This is a genomic window from Pedobacter sp. 05T44 (assembly GCF_056395985.1).
In genome coordinates this window covers 1-16775 of sequence record NZ_JBFTKO010000016.1, presented here as the reverse complement: position 1 = coordinate 16775, position 16775 = coordinate 1, and the positions used below count along the sequence as shown (strand labels likewise).

The window sequence follows — 16775 nt, the reverse complement described above, 5'->3', positions numbered from 1 at the left end:
TTAGCCGAAGATACTTCAATAAAATTAAAACCGAATTAATATATGAAAATAGCCGTAATAGGAACAGGGTACGTAGGTTTAGTTACCGGTACTTGTTTGGCCGAAACTGGTAACGACGTTATATGCGTTGACGTTAATGAAGCCAAAGTGCTCAAAATGCAAAATGGTGAAGTTCCTATTTATGAACCCGGATTAGATGTACTATTTCACAGAAATATTGCTCAGGGAAGATTGGTTTTTACTACTGATCTTGCAGCCGGAATTAAGGAAGCACAAATTATTTTTATGGCTTTGCCTACGCCTCCAGGTGGCGATGGTGCAGCAGATCTATCGTATATTCTAGGGGCAGCAAAAGATATTTCGAAGCTGGTTACTGAATATAAGGTGGTTATTAATAAATCGACAGTTCCGGTTGGAACAGCAGATAAGGTGCAGGCTGTTTTTAAGGAAAATACTTCAGTAGAAATTGATGTGGTTTCTAACCCAGAGTTTTTACGTGAAGGTGTGGCTGTAGATGATTTCATGAAACCTGATAGGGTAGTAATTGGCACCAGCAGCGAAAAGGCAAAGAAATTGCTTTTAGAGCTATATGGCCCGTATGTTAGACAAGGAAATCCGATATTGTTTATGGACGAGCGATCGTCTGAGCTGACAAAATACGCTGCTAATTCATTTCTTGCTACCAAAATAACATTTATGAATGAGGTGGCTAACCTATGCGAAATTGTAGGAGCCGATGTTGACGCTGTACGTAAAGGTATTGGCTCTGACGCAAGAATTGGCAAAAGATTCTTATTCCCTGGTATCGGTTATGGTGGAAGCTGCTTTCCTAAAGATGTGCAAGCCTTAGCAAAAGCTGCGGATGAACATAATTATGATTTTCAGATTCTGAGAGCGGTGATGAATGTGAATGAAAGGCAGAAAATTGTTTTGGTTGATAAGCTTTTGAAATACTATAAAAATGATTTAAAAGGCAAGCACTTCGCTTTATGGGGCCTTGCCTTTAAACCAGAAACAGATGATATCCGTGAGGCACCAGCTTTGTATATTATTCAAGAGCTAGTGAAACATGGTGCAACGGTTACTGCATTTGATCCGGAAGGGATTGACAACGTAAAAGCGCTGATAGGTGATAAAATTCAGTACTCAAGCAATCAATACGAAGCTTTGGAAGGTGCAGATGCATTGCTGATTGCAACAGAGTGGTCTGTTTTTAGAAATCCAGATTTCGAAAGAATGGAACAGACATTAACTAACAAGGTTATTTTTGACGGCCGTAACCTATACGACTTAGAAAAGATGATTGACTTAGGTTATTACTATAATAGTGTAGGCCGTAAGCTAATAAACTAATGGGACGTAAAAGAGTTTTAATAACCGGTGCTGCCGGTTTTCTAGGATCGCATTTGTGCGATAGATTTATAAAAGAAGGCTATTATGTGATTGCCATGGATAACCTGATAACAGGGGATCTGAAAAATATAGAACACTTATTTGGTTTAGAGAGTTTTGAATTTGCACATCATGATGTTTCAAAATTTGTTCATGTACCTGGTAAATTAGATTATATTTTACATTTTGCTTCGCCTGCGAGCCCTATTGATTATCTTAAAATTCCTATTCAAACGTTAAAGGTAGGATCTTTAGGAACACACAATCTGTTAGGTTTAGCAAAGAATAAAAAAGCCAGGATGCTCATTGCTTCTACTTCGGAAGTTTATGGCGATCCAAGTGTAAACCCTCAGCCAGAGGAATACTGGGGAAATGTGAATCCGGTTGGGCCTAGAGGTGTTTATGATGAAGCCAAACGTTTTCAGGAAGCAATGACTATGGCTTATCACACCTTTCATGGTGTGGAAACACGAATAGTTAGGATTTTTAATACTTATGGCCCTAGAATGCGTCTAAATGATGGACGTGTTTTACCTGCTTTTATTGGTCAGGCCTTAAGAGGTGAAGACTTAACTGTGTTTGGCGATGGGTCTCAAACCAGGTCTTTCTGTTATGTTGATGATCTGATAGAAGGTATTTACAGGTTATTGTTAAGTGATTACGTGATGCCGGTAAATATTGGTAACCCGGATGAGATAACAATTAAGCAATTTGGAGAGGAGATTATTAAACTAACGGGAACAAATCAGAAACTGGTTTTAAGAGATTTGCCGGTTGATGATCCGAAACAACGCCGCCCGGATATTACAAAAGCAAGAGAGATTTTGGGCTGGGAGCCAAAAGTTAGTCGTGAAGAAGGATTAAAGATTACCTACGAATATTTTAAATCACTGCCAGCTGAGGCTTTAATAAACAAGGAACATAAAGATTTTACAACATATAATCGTTAATAAGAATGTCTAAAATATTAGTAACTGGAGGAACTGGTTTTATTGGTTCGCATACAGTAGTTGAATTGCATAATGCAGGATATGAGGTGGTAATTATTGATGACCTCTCTAATTCTAACCCTAAAATACTTGATCAGATAGAAACAATTATAGGAATTAAGCCAAAATTTGTTCAGCTTAACCTATGTGATGAAGCTAAGGTAAATGAATTTGCAGCGAAAAACACTGATATTGATGGAGTAATCCACTTTGCAGCTTTTAAAGCAGTTGGAGAGTCTGTACAGCAGCCACTGAAGTATTATAAAAATAATTTTTACTCACTAATTAACCTGATTACTGCGTTTAACAGTTCAGTTAAATTGGTGTTCTCTTCATCATGTACCGTTTATGGTCAACCAGATGTGTTGCCGGTAACAGAATCAGCCCCTACAAAAAGAGCAGAATCGCCATATGGCAATACCAAACAAATAGCTGAAGAAATTTTACAGGAAACCTGTGCAGTTACACCATCATTAAATGTGATTTCACTTCGTTATTTTAACCCGGTGGGTGCGCACGAAACTGCCTTAATTGGTGAGTTGCCAATTGGTGTACCTCAAAACCTTGTTCCGTTCATTACACAGTCGGCAATTGGAAAACGTGGACCGATAACTGTTTATGGTAATGATTATGATACTCCTGATGGAAGTGCGATAAGAGATTATATTCATGTGGTAGATTTAGCTAAAGCACATGTTGCAGCTATTAAGCGCCTGGAAGGTAATAAAGCAGATTCAAATTACGAAGTGTTTAATTTAGGAACCGGAAAAGGATCTTCAGTATTGCAAATTATTGATGCCTTTGAGAAATCAACAGGACAAAAGCTGGATTACACTATTGGAGCAAGGAGAGAAGGTGATATCGAGAAAGTTTGGGGTGATGTAACAAAATCTGCAAGAGACTTAAACTGGAAGGCAGAATTAGACATCGATGTAATGATGTCATCGGCCTGGAACTGGGAGAAGTACTTAAAAGACAACCCATTTTAGTATGCTGTTAAGTGAGCATAAGGATCTTAAACTGGAGATAAAATCTCTTCCTGAAAAGGAAAAAGATAAATTATTGCTCAGACTAATTGCAAAGGATAAGGTTTTAACAGAACATTTGCATTTTAAGCTGTTCGAAGATGAACATGATCTGGTAGAACGTTATGAAAAACTATTGGCAACAATAGATGAAACGGCTAAAGATCTTTTATCTAATAAAAAACTCACTTCAAAAGATACACTATTAAGAATGCGTAAATTAAATGGAAGCATCAGTCATCATTTTAAGGTAACAAAGGACGTTACTACAGAAATGGAGTTGAGAATTCATTTATTAAACCAAATTCCAATAGATTTTAAAGAAGGTATTTTTTCGCCTTTGCATAAGTTTAACGAAAAACTTTCTGTTTACTTTGTTAAGTCGACAGTTTCAGTATTAAATAAGTTTTATAAACTACATGAAGATCTGCAGTTTGATTTAAAGGATCGACTAGATACCGTGCTTAGTAAAATATATCAAAACAAAACATCTTCGGTAGCTCTGGAACTTGGACTGCCTAAAGAATTATAGACTATGAAAAAAATATTAATAACCGGAGGAGCTGGGTTTATTGGCTCTCATGTTGTAAGAAGATTTGTAAATAACTATCCTGATTACATGATTGTAAATCTGGATAAGTTAACCTATGCTGGTAACCTTGCAAATCTTACCGATATTGAGGATAAACCAAATTACCGTTTTGTTAAAGCTGATATTACAGATGCAACTGTAATAAATGAGTTGTTTGGTAAAGAGAATTTTGATGCAGTTATTCATTTAGCGGCTGAATCGCATGTTGACAGGTCGATCACTGATCCGACAGCTTTTGTGATGACCAATGTTATCGGAACAGTTAATCTTTTGAATGCGGTACGTGAATACTGGAAAGGTAGCTATGATAAGAAAAGGTTTTACCACGTTTCAACAGATGAAGTTTATGGTGCGCTTGGCGAAACAGGAATGTTTACTGAATCTACAGCTTATGATCCACATAGTCCTTACTCTGCTTCAAAAGCATCTTCGGATCACTTTGTAAGAGCTTATCACGATACTTATGGGATAGATATAGTTGTGTCTAACTGTTCTAATAATTACGGATCTCATCATTTTCCTGAGAAATTGATACCATTGGCAATCAATAATATTAAAAATGAACAACCAGTGCCGGTATATGGTAAGGGCGAGAATGTTCGCGATTGGTTATGGGTAGAAGATCATGCACGCGCGATTGATGTTATCTTCCATCAGGCTAAAACAGGACAAACATATAATATTGGTGGCCATAACGAATGGAAAAACATAGATCTTATTCATTTACTATGTAAGATTATGGACAAGAAACTAGGCAGGGCAGAAGGGGAGTCGGCAAAGCTGATCACTTTTGTAACGGATAGAGCCGGTCATGACTTACGTTACGCTATTGACTCCACCAAACTTCAAAATGAATTAAACTGGGTGCCTAGTTTACAGTTTGAAGAAGGATTAGAAAAAACAGTAGAGTGGTATTTGAAAAATGAAGGGTGGCTTTCTGATGTCACTTCCGGGAATTACCAGGCTTACTACGAAAATCAATATGAGGGAAGATAATTATCTTCCCTTTTTTATTCATACCTTAAAGCTTCTACCGGATCGAGTTTAGAGGCTTTTTTTGCAGGGTAATAACCCGAAATAATACCTACCCCAACACATAATGCAAAACCGCCCATAATCCATTCCCATGGTATTATGAATGATCCTCCCATTGCAAATGAGATGAGATTTCCTATGGCTATTCCAAGGAATATGCCAAATGCACCTCCAATAAGACAAATTATAACGGCCTCTATTAAGAATTGTTTACGAATTACAGAAGGATTTGCACCAATGGCCTTCCTGATTCCGATTTCCCTGGTTCTTTCTGTTACGGAAACCAGCATAATATTCATTAGTCCAATGGATGCACCAATTAGTGTAATGGCTCCGATGGCAATTCCTCCTAACACTACATATCTTAATTGTTCGAAAAGGGTTTGGGCAAGGGAATCACTTTTTGTGATCTCAAAATTGTTCGGTTCTGAAACCTTTACCTTTCTTATCTTTCTTAGTTCTGATGTAGCTTCGCCAATAATGTTATCCATCTGATCATTGCTTGGTACCATTACCGTAATGGTATAAGAAGGATTTGAGTTGGAGTTAATCAACTTAGCTTTTAGAAGGGGAACATAAACGGATCTGTCGCCGCTAAACCCCATACTTTGACCCTTTGACTCAAGAACTCCAATAACTTTTAACCTGTTGTTTCCAACGTTTATTACTTTATCTATGGGACTTTGATCTCTAAAAAGCTTAGTCCTGATCTCATTACCTATTATGCAGACATTGTTCCCTGACACTACTTCGGCGGGACTGAAATTACGCCCAAGCGAAAGATTCAAGCCTTGTGAGTTCAATCCATTTTCATCAATACCTTGAATATTGATATTAGGGTTAGTTTTTTCAGCGCCAAACTTAGCTGTTGACCCTCCTGTAGCAAATACACTGATCGCGACTGTTGCAGGTGTATTTAATCTTTCCTTAAAACTTACCGCATCTTCGTATTTGATAGACCGGAATGGTTTTGGGCGTTGGCCAGAGCCGCCAACCCTTATGCCTGATCCTCTGTTTCTGATGGTAAACGCGTTGGCCCCCATACTGGAGAAGGCCTCAGTCATACTTTTTTTAACAGCATCCAGTGTTGTTAATATACCTACTAATGCAGATAGGCCAATTGCGATGATCAATGCGGTAAGCATGGTACGCAACCTGTTGCTTTTTATTGATTGAAGGGCTAGTTTTACGTTTTCGGTATAGGTCATTTCAGATGAAATATATTCTTAAAGGGATAAAAATAAAAAGTCCCGCTGTTAAGACAACGAGACCATGTATAATGTTACAAAAGAAAAGGAACTTAAACTGAGAAACTTGTTCCGCAACCGCAAGTACTACTTGCATTTGGGTTGCTAAAGGTAAAGCCCCTTGAGTTTAATCCATCTTGCCAATCTACCTGCATTCCCATCAAATACATCTGATGCGCTTTGTGCATGAAGACTTTAATGCCATCGATAATAAATTCCTGATCACCTTCTTTTTTTTGATCGAAACCAAGTACATAGCTCATTCCAGAGCAGCCCCCACCGTCAACACCTACGCGTAACCCAAAGTCCTCAGAAATTTCTTGCTGATCTTTTAATTTAAAAAGCTCCTTTACAGCGCCTTCTGTAAAAGTTACCGGTGCAAATGCTGTATCAACTGTATTACTCATATTATTAAAAATTAGGAAGTACAAATTTAGTTATAATTGTTTATAAAAGCGCTATAGCTATCTCTAATAGAGACCTCTATCTCGTCATTTAAAAAATCAAATAGTGGGGTAAATATAAATAAAATGTACATTTTTGCTGAGACTCTATACTAATTATTACTGTATTCAAACAAAGCTGAATGAACGTACAAAACTTTTTAACAGAAGTTGCCACATTAGCCACCGGTGGTATTATAACAGTTGCAGCAGGATATTATCTTTTTATAAATGACCTGAGAAGGTATCTGGACACAAAACATGTTGAAGCAAAACCATCAGATCCTAAAAAAGACGAACATTTACAGATCCTTCCGTTACGATTGCAGGCTTACGAACGGCTGATTGTTTTTGTCGACAGAATTAATCCTGCAAATTTGCTGATCCGAGTACATCAGCAAGGTATTTCTGTTGTAGATCTTCAATCAGTTTTACTTAATGAAATAAGATCTGAATATCAGCATAATGTTGCCCAACAATTATATGTAAGTGCCCAAACATGGGATGTTGTTCGTAAACTTAAGGATGATACTTTAACCATGGTTAGCAATGCCGCGCGAGGATTGCCTGTGGATTCTGCCGGTGTGGATTTGAGTAGAAAAATACTGCAGCATATGACTGATATGTCTGATAACCCTTATGATTTAACATTAGATCTTATTAAAAAGGATATTCATTTGTTATTTTAACTATGAAAGAGAAAAGTTTTACCACTACTTCGGGTATTGAAATAAAAGAAATATACACTACTGCCAAACCTTTAACAGAGGTGCCAGGAGAATTTCCTTTTACCAGGGGGATTCAGAAAGATATGTATAGGGGCCGGTTGTGGACTATGCGGCAGTATGCCGGGTTTTCGACTGCAGAGGAATCTAACAAACGGTACCATTATTTGCTTAAGCAAGGAACAATGGGCCTGTCTGTTGCATTTGATCTTCCCACCCAGATTGGATATGATTCTGACCACGATATGGCCGAAGGAGAGGTTGGTAAGGTTGGTGTTGCAATTGATTCATTGAAAGATATAGAAATCTTGTTCGATGGGATAGAGCTGCAAAAGATCACCACATCTATGACAATAAATGCTACAGCCTCGATTTTGTTGGCTATGTATATAGCCCTGGCTAAAAAACAGGGGGCTGATATTAAGCAAATATCTGGCACCATTCAAAACGATATCTTAAAGGAGTATGCCGCAAGGGGGACTTATATATACCCGCCAAAACCCTCTATGAGGATTATTACCGATATTTTTGAATATTGCAGTAAAGAAGTACCGAAATGGAATACAATTTCCATTTCGGGCTATCATATCCGGGAAGCAGGCTCAACAGCCGTTCAGGAGCTGGCCTTTACACTGGCAAATGGAAAAGCATATTTGAATGCTGCATTAGAGAAGGGATTAGATATTAATGTATTTGCTAAACGACTTTCTTTCTTTTTCAACTGCCACAATAATTTCTTTGAGGAAATTGCCAAATTCAGGGCTGCCAGAAGAATGTGGGCAAAAATAACAAAGGAGCTTGGGGCTACGGATGAGAAAGCTCAAATGCTTCGTTTTCACACGCAAACAGGTGGGTCAACACTTACAGCCCAACAGCCACTTAATAATGTAATAAGAGTCACCAATCAGGCCTTGGCTGCAGTTTTGGGAGGCACACAGTCCTTGCATACAAATGGTTACGATGAGGCGCTGTCGTTACCAACCGAAGCAGCAGCAAAAATCGCTCTGCGTACACAGCAGGTAATTGCTTTTGAAAGTGGGGTAACAGATACCGTTGACCCATTGGCGGGCTCCTACTTTGTAGAAACATTAACAGATGAGGTTGAGGCGGCAGCGCAGCTGTATATAGATAAAATAGATGCCATGGGCGGTTCAGTAAATGCGATAGAAAATGAGTATATCCAGAACGAGATCGCAGATGCAGCTTACCGGTACCAGGTTGAAGTGGAAGAGGCAACCAGGGTTATTGTTGGGGTAAATAAATTTACACAGGAACAGGAAGGGATAACCGAGGTGTTTACCATAGATGAATCTATCCGTACGATCCAAACGGAGAAGATAAATAAGTTAAAAGCAGAAAGAGATAACATAGCTGTTGAAAAAGCGTTGAAGAACCTAAGGGAAGCTGCAAAGGGGAGCGAGAATTTAATGCCGTATATTTTAACAGCCGTAGAGGCCTATTCCACGCTTGGTGAAATAGCGGACACACTACGTAATGTTTTTGGAGAATATTAAAAAGGATGTTAATAAATAGTTATTAACACAAAAAATTCAGGTTAAGAAGGGTAGGTTATTGCTACCTAAGCAGTTACCAAATAAATGAAAATTAAGTTTTTTTTGTTGATAATTTTTTGAATATTCGATCTCTCGAAACAGCAGTTTTTTTATGCTCGTATCGTTACTGTAAACCAACAAATTATAGAATAACAATGGAAAAAACTTGTACAGAAGTGTGGAAAAACTGTCTCCAAATCATAAAAGATAACATACCGACCCAAAGTTTCAAGACTTGGTTCGAACCGATATCAGCATTGAAATTGGAAGGCAAAGTTTTAACCATACAAGTGCCTAGTTTGTTCTTCTATGAATGGTTGGAAGAACACTATGTAGGGCTGCTTCGTAAGACAGTTAAAAAGCAATTAGGAGATGAGGGAAGGTTAGAGTATAACATCGTTGTGGATAAGTCTTCTAATACGGGATCGCCTTATACTACTAACATGCCGAGTAATGGAAATGGGGCAGAGGCGAAGATTCAATCAATGCCAATTCCGGTTTCTATAAACAAAGACATTAAGAACCCTTTTATCATTCCGGGTTTAAAGAAACTGAATGTTGATCCTCAATTAAATTCTAACTATACGTTTGAGAATTACATAGAGGGAGATTGCAACCGTTTAGCAAGATCAGCGGGGTATGCCGTAGCCGCAAAACCGGGAGGTACTTCATTTAATCCTTTAATGATTTATGGAGGAGTAGGGTTAGGGAAAACACACCTTGCGCAGGCTATTGGTAATGAAATTAAGCGTAACATGCCAGACAAACTGGTAATTTATGTCTCATGTGAGAAATTCTGTCAGCAATTTGTAGATTCATTAAAGAACAATACGATTAATGATTTTGTGAATTTCTATCAGGCAATGGATGTAATCATCATGGATGATGTACACAACTTTGCCGGAAAAGAAAAAACGCAAGATATATTCTTCCATATCTTTAATCATCTTCATCAATCAGGTAAACAGGTTATTTTATCATCAGATAAAGCACCTAAAGATCTGGCCGGACTAGAAGAAAGATTGTTAAGCCGTTTTAAATGGGGTCTTTCTGCAGATTTGCAGATTCCTGATTTTGAAACAAGAATAGCAATTCTTAAAAAGAAAATGTATGCAGATGGTATTGAATTACCTTCTGAAGTAGTGGAGTACGTAGCCCACAACATTGACAATAACGTAAGGGAACTTGAAGGCGCAATGGTTTCCCTGCTAGCTCAATCAACTTTAAACAAAAAAGACATCGATTTGGCATTGGCTAAACAGATGTTGAAGAACTTTATTAAAAATACGTCCAAAGAGATTTCGATGGAATATATCCAGAAATTGGTATGTGAGTATTTTGAAGTTCCTGTAGACATGGTGAAATCACAAACACGGAAACGTGAAATTGTTCAGGCAAGACAGATTTCCATGTATCTTTCCAAGAGTCATACTAAGTCATCATTAAAAACTATTGGAGCTTTCTTTGGAGGAAGAGACCACTCCACGGTAATTTATGCATGCCAGACAGTTGAAGATCTGATTGATACAGATAAGAAGTTTAAAGGATACGTACACGACATACAAAAGAAATTAAAAATGAGCTAAATCATTAGAGCTCAAGTCTTATCACAAAAAAAGACCCTGTAAGTTTTACTTGCAGGGTCTTTTTTTGTGATTGAATGTTTATTTTAAAACATCAAGCTTCATTAACCCATAAAATAATGCAGCTGAATGTAATGCCTGATCAATTTTATTGTCTTTTAGAATTTGTTTAGCCTCTTCGATAGTATATTCCTCAACGTTAAGGATTTCATGGTCATCTAAGTGCTGATCATGAGTTTTAACACCGCCTTTTAATAAATAGGTATAAGTAACATTTGTAGATGTTGCGGGATTGGGGTATAGCGTAGCTATCAATTCGGAACTTTTAAAAGAATAACCGGTTTCTTCTAATAGCTCTCTCTTAATGGCTACCTCAGGCAATTCATCGCCATCTATGACGCCACCAGGAACTTCTAAGGATATAATATCAGCACCATGGCGATATTGGCGAACCAAAATTATTTTATTGTCTTCTGTTACTGCTACGGCATTAACCCAATTCGGGTATTCAAGTACGTAATAGTCGTCTTTTATAACGCCATTTTGTAAATCACAGGTATCCACACGTAATGTCGCCCATCTTTCTTTCACCAGATATTTTGATGAAAGTCTTTGCCATTTTTTTATTTCCATATTAGGTATTAAGGTATTTATCAACTAGTTTTTGGCGGTCAAGATTAGTCATGTTTATAATGTGATGCTTTGTTTCCAGCAGGTAGTATATTAAATATAGCTTCTCAGCAAAAGAATCGTTCCTTGGGTTAATAACCGAAGGATCAAATTGAGAGTAGAGAAACTGACTTAGCATTTCCAATTTTTCGGCAGGGAATTCCTTTTCAGTTAACCGTGCCTCAAATTCAGAAGAATTACTGGAGAATAGTTCTTCAGGTGTAATTCCAAAATTATTTACCAATGATTCCATTAACAGATCATCTGCCTCAGTCAATTTGCCTTCTAGCTTTAAGCCCATAATACGGGCTAAAACTTGCGCAAGTTTCTGAATTTCTGCTGTAATTAAGTCTCTTCTTAACATATTCTTTACCAGCTACCGCTACTACCACCGCCACCAAAACTACCACCACCAAAGCCTCCGAAGCCACCACCTCCGCCGCCGCCACTGCTACCTCCGCCCCAGCCACCGCCAGAACCTCGGCCACCGCCTAATAACATACTCCAGAAAAGAGCATCAGCAGCACCACGACCACTGATAACTTGTCCACTGCCACCGCTACCGCCACCTCTTCTAAGGATAATGATTATAACAACAATGATAATGATGATGGCCAACATGCTGCCTCCTTTGCCAGCATCATTCTTCCTTTTTGGATTTTCGTTTTTGTATTCGCCTTTGGTATATTTTATAATAGCATCAGTACCTGCATTGAGTCCCTGATAGTAATCTCCAGTTTTAAAATACGGTTTTATCTCGTTTTCGATAATACGCTTGGCATAGATGTCTGGTAATACCCCTTCCAGGCCATATCCTGTTTGGATAGAGATCTTTCTGTCGCCAAGAGCAACCACGATCATTATCCCATTATTTTTCCCTGAGCTACCAACTCCCCATTTTCTACCCAATTCAAGCGCATATTCGTTAATGTCATAGTCGCCAACAGATTTTAATACAGCTACTGCAATTTGAGTGGAGCTTGAATCATCAAAAGCAACAAGTTTCTGTTCCAATTGTTGCAATTGATCAGCTGAAAGTGTTCCTGTATAATCATTTACCAATTTGGTCGGCTTTGCCGGAAAATCCTGAGCAAACCCAACCAGGGATGTTGTAAGTAAGAATAATGCTACGATTAATTTTTTCATAGCTTATGTGGTTTTATTCTGATCCATAAAAATAATGTCATTTGGCAGTTCATTGATGTCGTCATTTTGCGAAGGGAAAAACGTTGCAAGTTTTTCTCCTGCCAAAATTACGCCTGCTATAATGCCCTGAGCTAAATTGCCAGAGGCAAAATGAGCTTTCATTGCAACTTTAGTTGTTTCCCAGAAATCTGTAGGTACAACTTTATTAATTCCACTATCACCAACTATTGCAAACTTATGATCTACATAAGCCAGGTATATCAATACACCATTATGTCTTGATGTTTTATCCATCCCAAGTTTTGAAAAGTAGGATGTTGCTTTTTCAAATGCATCGCCGCTGCAATGTTTATCTATGGCAATTCTGATTTCGCCTGAAGTGGCTTTTTCAGCATCTGATATGGTTTGGGAAATTAGTTCTTGTTCTTGTTCTGTGAATGGCCCCATAATTGGATTGCTTTTATAAAGATAAGGGTAATGTATGTTTATTCATTTAAACATACATTACCCTTAAATGTTGTTATGGTATATTAGAATTCTACTTTTGGTGCATTTTGTGCACCAGCGTCAGCTTTAAAAGCAGCTTTTTGGCTAAATCCGAATATGCCTGCAGTAATGTTGTTAGGGAATGATCTTACCTTTGTATTATAAGTTTGAACCGATTCGTTAAAATCTTTACGCGCTACTGTGATACGATTTTCAGTACCTTCCAGCTGAGCTGATAATTCACTAAACTGTTGAGTAGCTTTAAGCTCAGGGTAGTTCTCGGTTAAAACCATCAATTTACCTAATGCCTGACTTAACTGACCTTGAGCAGCCTGATATTTTTGCATATTCTCTTCAGTTAATTTATCAGGGTCTATTGTGATCTGGCTTGCTTTAGAACGTGCTTCAATAACCTGAGTTAATGTACCCTGTTCAAACTTTGCTGCACCTTTAACTGTGCTTACAAGGTTAGGGATCAAATCAGAACGGCGTTGATATTGTGTTTCAACCTGTGCCCATTTGGTTTTTACATCCTCATCCAGTTTAACCAAGCCGTTGTAACCACAACCACTTACTGCCACTAATAAGACTAAGATTCCTACAATTACTAAAACTACTTTTTTCATATTTTTCTGTTTTGTTTTTCAGTGTTAATTTACGCATTAGAACTCAATTTCTGTACCTTTGTTACAGTTCAGTAGAAAAACCTGACAACAATAACGCAAAAAGACATCTAAATTACGCTGGCTCTGGCAAAAATCAATGATAAAATCGCCGATGTGCAAACCTTTAGAAAACCCGAAATGGTGGTATTTCTCAATGTAAAGCCTATAAAATTCTTAAAAGATTAAATAACCGCTTTCAAGAAAAGTAATTTTCGAAGGGAGGATGAAGCAATTTTTTCGCTGTAAAATAACTGACATAATTACAATTCGTGTACTGCCAAAAGAAGTCAGAAGCTTTCAAATTTATATTTAATGTTTAAAATAGTAAGGATCTTTTAATGTTGTAAGATGTACCTTTGCATCAATTCAGGATAAAAACCTGACGATAATTATGCAAAAAGACATTGAAATAACGCTGGCTCCGGAAGAGACCGACAACATAACTGCGATTAAGAAAAACCTTTCGGAAGCTTTAAAAATTGATCTTTCCCGAATTGGCGGATATAGAATCCTTAAAAGATCAATTGATGCCCGTTCAAGAAAAGTAATATACAGGCTACAGGTAAGAACATTTATCGATGAACCGTTATTAACCGAATCGTTTGTTGTTAACTATAAGAATGCTAGCAATGCGAAACATGTGGTTATTGTGGGTGCTGGTCCGGCCGGATTATTTGCAGCACTTCAGTGTATCGAAAACGGATTAAAACCAATAGTGCTTGAACGTGGTAAGGACGTAAAACAACGAAGGAGGGATTTAGCAGCAATAAACAAAGAAGGTATTGTAAATACTGAATCTAATTATTGTTATGGTGAAGGGGGAGCCGGAACTTATTCAGATGGAAAATTATATACCCGATCCAATAAGCGTGGGGATATTAATAAAGTGCTTCAGGCCTTTGTTCAGCACGGCGCTGCGGAAGATATTCTTGTTGATGCCCGCCCCCATATCGGTACAAATAAATTGCCCCATATAATTACTGCAATTAGAGAAACAATTTTAAATGCAGGAGGGGAGGTGCGTTTCGACCAAAAAGTAACGGACGTTTTAATTGATTTTGGAAAGATAAAAGGTGTAGAGATTAACGGAGAAGAGAAACTATTGTCTGACGCTGTTATTCTAGCCACCGGGCACTCAGCAAGAGATATTTATGAATTGCTTCATAAAAAGAATATCCTTGTTGAAGCCAAACCATTTGCCTTGGGAGTAAGAATAGAGCACCCTCAGTCTATTATAGATGCGGCTCAATACCATTGCGATATCCGGAGTGAATTTTTGCCTCCGGCTTATTATAGTTTAGTTGAGCAGGTTGGTGCCAGAGGCGTGTTCTCGTTTTGTATGTGCCCGGGAGGGATAATTGCCCCTTGTGCAACGTATGCTGATGAAATAGTTGTTAATGGATGGTCGCCATCAAAAAGGAATAATCCATATGCGAATTCCGGAACGGTAGTGCAAATAACGCTTGATGATGTTAAGGGCGAGGATCCGCTAAGAATGATGCATTTTCAGTCGGAAATAGAGAAAACTGCTTTCAGGCTTGGTGGGGGAGATCTGGTTGCGCCTGCCCAAAGGATGGTTGACTTTGTAGAGGGTCGAATTTCAGTAGATCTACCTAAAAATTCTTATTTACCTGGAACACGGAGTGTAATGCTTAAAGAAACGCTGCCAGATTTTGTTGCATCAAGTCTGAAAAATGCTTTGCCCCTGTTTGGGAAAAAAATGAAAGGTTATTATACGAATGAGGCTATTTTGGTAGGAGTAGAAAGCAGAAGTTCATCGCCAGTTAGGATTCCAAGAGATAAAGAGACTTTTCAACATCCACAGGTTGCGGGCTTATATCCTTGTGCAGAAGGTGCAGGTTATGCAGGAGGTATAGTATCGGCTGCAATTGACGGTGTTAATTGTGCAAATGCAGTTTTAAAGTTTAGCTAAACACATTTACCTTTTATTTGTTGTTTTCGTATGATTGATTTCGCAAATGAGCTTAGAAAAGGATATAGTGGGGATGCCTGGCACGGCAACAGTGTATCCGCTATTATTTCGTCGGTAAGTAAAGATCAAATATTTAAACGACCAATTCCAACTGCACATACCATTGCTGAACTTGTATTGCACTTAACTTCATGGACGGAAGAAGTATTTTCGAGGCTGGAAGGTAACTTGGCCAAGGAACCTGAAAAAGGCGATTGGCCTATGGCTAAAGAAGAAACAATGCAGGAGTGGGATGCCATTTTAAGTGATTTTCGTTTAGCTAATGAAAAACTGCTTAATCTTGCGAGGGAAATTTCTGAAGACCAATGGAGAACAACGGTTAATCAGGTTTCGGGACCTAGAGTGAATTATTTTGAGTTATTCAATGGTTTGGTGCAGCATCATGCTTATCATGCAGGGCAAATCTCATTGTTATTAAAATTTTAGATTGTGAAAAAAACATTAATTATAGGGGCGAGCCCCAATCCGGATAGATATGCCTATAAAGCTGCGCATATGCTTAAATCAAAAGGGCACAACATTATCAATGTTGGTATAAAAAAAGGAGCTGTGGCCGGAGAAGAGATTGAGCAACCAGGGCATCTGCATAATGACATTGATACGGTTACCTTATATATAGGTCCGCATTTGCAGAGTGGTTACTATAACTATATACTAGAAACAAAACCTAAACGAGTTATTTTTAATCCTGGAACTGAAAATCAGGAACTGGAAGAATTGCTGTTGGCAAATGATATTGAGCCGATAGAGGCTTGTACTCTGGTATTGTTATCTACAGGTCAGTACTAGTATATTTTTTTAACGACTTTCCAACGACTCATAGACGACTTTGAAACGACTCTGAACGACCTTTTGTCGTTTGTAAGTCTTTTTGGTGTGAGGTGATAGGCGATAATGTATTATACTTATATGTAGTACTACGCTGTAGCATATTTCATAGATTAGCGCTGGCTCGTCGTTTTTTAAGATAAAGAATTAACCTGATTTTAACTTGCTGTTAATTTTTCTGGTTGTGGTTTAGCGAGTTAGGGATATTTTGTAAGAAATAGTGTGGAAATGTTTGTGTGGTGGCTGAATTTTCCTACTTTTGCATCCCGCTTCGGAGGAAGGGAAACAGTGAAAAAGGAAGGTGAAAAAGAGTTTCAAAAAAGATTTGCAAAACAGAAAAAGATTTCTACCTTTGCAGTCCCAAACAAAACGGGAGTTACCAAACAAAACGGGAGTTACCAAAC

Annotated in this window: 18 protein-coding genes; 11 read left to right on the top strand and 7 right to left on the bottom strand. The window is 38.1% G+C overall.

Features of this window, described 5'->3' with window-relative positions; translation table 11 throughout:
* Positions 1–42 precede the first annotated feature (42 nt).
* The 5 genes from AC1DDK_RS20660 to rfbB are packed head-to-tail and all read left to right on the top strand — an operon-like array spanning position 43 to position 4994.
* On the top strand, positions 43–1353 hold the full coding sequence (locus AC1DDK_RS20660; RefSeq protein WP_172659401.1) for a UDP-glucose dehydrogenase family protein: 1311 nt from the start codon (positions 43–45) through the stop codon (positions 1351–1353).
* Entirely contained in the window at positions 1353–2342 is a 990-nt protein-coding gene (locus tag AC1DDK_RS20655) for a UDP-glucuronic acid decarboxylase family protein (protein ID WP_172659402.1), read from the top strand. The genes AC1DDK_RS20660 and AC1DDK_RS20655 overlap by 1 nt, the downstream gene beginning before the upstream one ends.
* Positions 2343–2347: 5 nt before the next feature.
* Positions 2348–3370, top strand: a complete 1023-nt coding sequence (galE, locus tag AC1DDK_RS20650; protein WP_337717882.1) for a UDP-glucose 4-epimerase GalE — start codon at positions 2348–2350, stop codon at positions 3368–3370.
* A gap of 1 nt (position 3371) precedes the next feature.
* Positions 3372–3938: a hypothetical protein gene (locus AC1DDK_RS20645; protein ID WP_477612184.1), complete on the top strand. Its 567-nt coding sequence runs from the start codon at positions 3372–3374 to the stop codon at positions 3936–3938.
* 3 nt (positions 3939–3941) lie between these two features.
* Positions 3942–4994, top strand: coding sequence for a dTDP-glucose 4,6-dehydratase (rfbB, locus tag AC1DDK_RS20640; protein WP_172659405.1), 1053 nt, complete (start codon positions 3942–3944; stop codon positions 4992–4994).
* Between the two features lie 14 nt (positions 4995–5008).
* Here the strand turns inward: rfbB and AC1DDK_RS20635 are convergent, their stop codons facing one another.
* Together AC1DDK_RS20635 and AC1DDK_RS20630 are read right to left on the bottom strand one after the other, a co-directional pair.
* Positions 5009–6241 (bottom strand): ABC transporter permease, encoded by a 1233-nt coding sequence (locus tag AC1DDK_RS20635; RefSeq protein ID WP_172659406.1) that lies wholly within the window; start codon positions 6239–6241, stop codon positions 5009–5011.
* Positions 6242–6333: 92 nt separating this feature from the next.
* Positions 6334–6687: a HesB/IscA family protein gene (locus AC1DDK_RS20630; RefSeq protein WP_172659407.1), complete on the bottom strand. Its 354-nt coding sequence runs from the start codon at positions 6685–6687 to the stop codon at positions 6334–6336.
* A gap of 179 nt (positions 6688–6866) precedes the next feature.
* Between AC1DDK_RS20630 and AC1DDK_RS20625 the strand changes: the two genes are divergently transcribed.
* From AC1DDK_RS20625 to dnaA, 3 genes are all read left to right on the top strand, one after another.
* Positions 6867–7412, top strand: a complete 546-nt coding sequence (locus tag AC1DDK_RS20625) for a DUF7935 family protein (RefSeq protein ID WP_288882502.1) — start codon at positions 6867–6869, stop codon at positions 7410–7412.
* Positions 7413–7414: 2 nt separating this feature from the next.
* Positions 7415–8962 carry an acyl-CoA mutase large subunit family protein gene (locus AC1DDK_RS20620; RefSeq protein WP_172659409.1) on the top strand — a complete coding sequence of 516 codons (1548 nt, stop codon included), beginning with the start codon at positions 7415–7417 and terminating at the stop codon, positions 8960–8962.
* A gap of 194 nt (positions 8963–9156) precedes the next feature.
* Positions 9157–10587 (top strand): chromosomal replication initiator protein DnaA, encoded by a 1431-nt coding sequence (gene dnaA / locus AC1DDK_RS20615; protein WP_048903745.1) that lies wholly within the window; start codon positions 9157–9159, stop codon positions 10585–10587.
* 78 nt (positions 10588–10665) lie between these two features.
* Here the strand turns inward: dnaA and AC1DDK_RS20610 are convergent, their stop codons facing one another.
* The 5 genes from AC1DDK_RS20610 to AC1DDK_RS20590 all read right to left on the bottom strand — a co-directional run bounded on the left by AC1DDK_RS20610 (position 10666) and on the right by AC1DDK_RS20590 (position 13511).
* Positions 10666–11217 carry an NUDIX hydrolase gene (locus tag AC1DDK_RS20610; RefSeq protein ID WP_172659410.1) on the bottom strand — a complete coding sequence of 184 codons (552 nt, stop codon included), beginning with the start codon at positions 11215–11217 and terminating at the stop codon, positions 10666–10668.
* A 1-nt stretch (position 11218) separates the two neighbouring features.
* Complete coding sequence (locus tag AC1DDK_RS20605) at positions 11219–11617, bottom strand: hypothetical protein (RefSeq protein ID WP_172659411.1); 399 nt, start codon at positions 11615–11617, stop codon at positions 11219–11221.
* A gap of 5 nt (positions 11618–11622) precedes the next feature.
* Positions 11623–12399 carry a TPM domain-containing protein gene (locus AC1DDK_RS20600; protein ID WP_172659412.1) on the bottom strand — a complete coding sequence of 259 codons (777 nt, stop codon included), beginning with the start codon at positions 12397–12399 and terminating at the stop codon, positions 11623–11625.
* A gap of 3 nt (positions 12400–12402) precedes the next feature.
* Complete coding sequence (locus tag AC1DDK_RS20595; protein WP_172659413.1) at positions 12403–12846, bottom strand: TPM domain-containing protein; 444 nt, start codon at positions 12844–12846, stop codon at positions 12403–12405.
* 83 nt (positions 12847–12929) lie between these two features.
* Positions 12930–13511 (bottom strand): LemA family protein, encoded by a 582-nt coding sequence (locus tag AC1DDK_RS20590; RefSeq protein WP_048903749.1) that lies wholly within the window; start codon positions 13509–13511, stop codon positions 12930–12932.
* 430 nt (positions 13512–13941) lie between these two features.
* Between AC1DDK_RS20590 and AC1DDK_RS20585 the strand changes: the two genes are divergently transcribed.
* From AC1DDK_RS20585 to AC1DDK_RS20575, 3 genes are read left to right on the top strand one after another with little or no spacing between them, the layout of a single operon-like run.
* Positions 13942–15483 (top strand): NAD(P)/FAD-dependent oxidoreductase, encoded by a 1542-nt coding sequence (locus tag AC1DDK_RS20585; protein WP_477612183.1) that lies wholly within the window; start codon positions 13942–13944, stop codon positions 15481–15483.
* A gap of 30 nt (positions 15484–15513) precedes the next feature.
* Positions 15514–15969 (top strand): DinB family protein, encoded by a 456-nt coding sequence (locus AC1DDK_RS20580; RefSeq protein ID WP_172659415.1) that lies wholly within the window; start codon positions 15514–15516, stop codon positions 15967–15969.
* Positions 15970–15972: 3 nt separating this feature from the next.
* Positions 15973–16332, top strand: a complete 360-nt coding sequence (locus AC1DDK_RS20575) for a CoA-binding protein (protein ID WP_172659416.1) — start codon at positions 15973–15975, stop codon at positions 16330–16332.
* Positions 16333–16775: the final 443 nt, after the last annotated feature.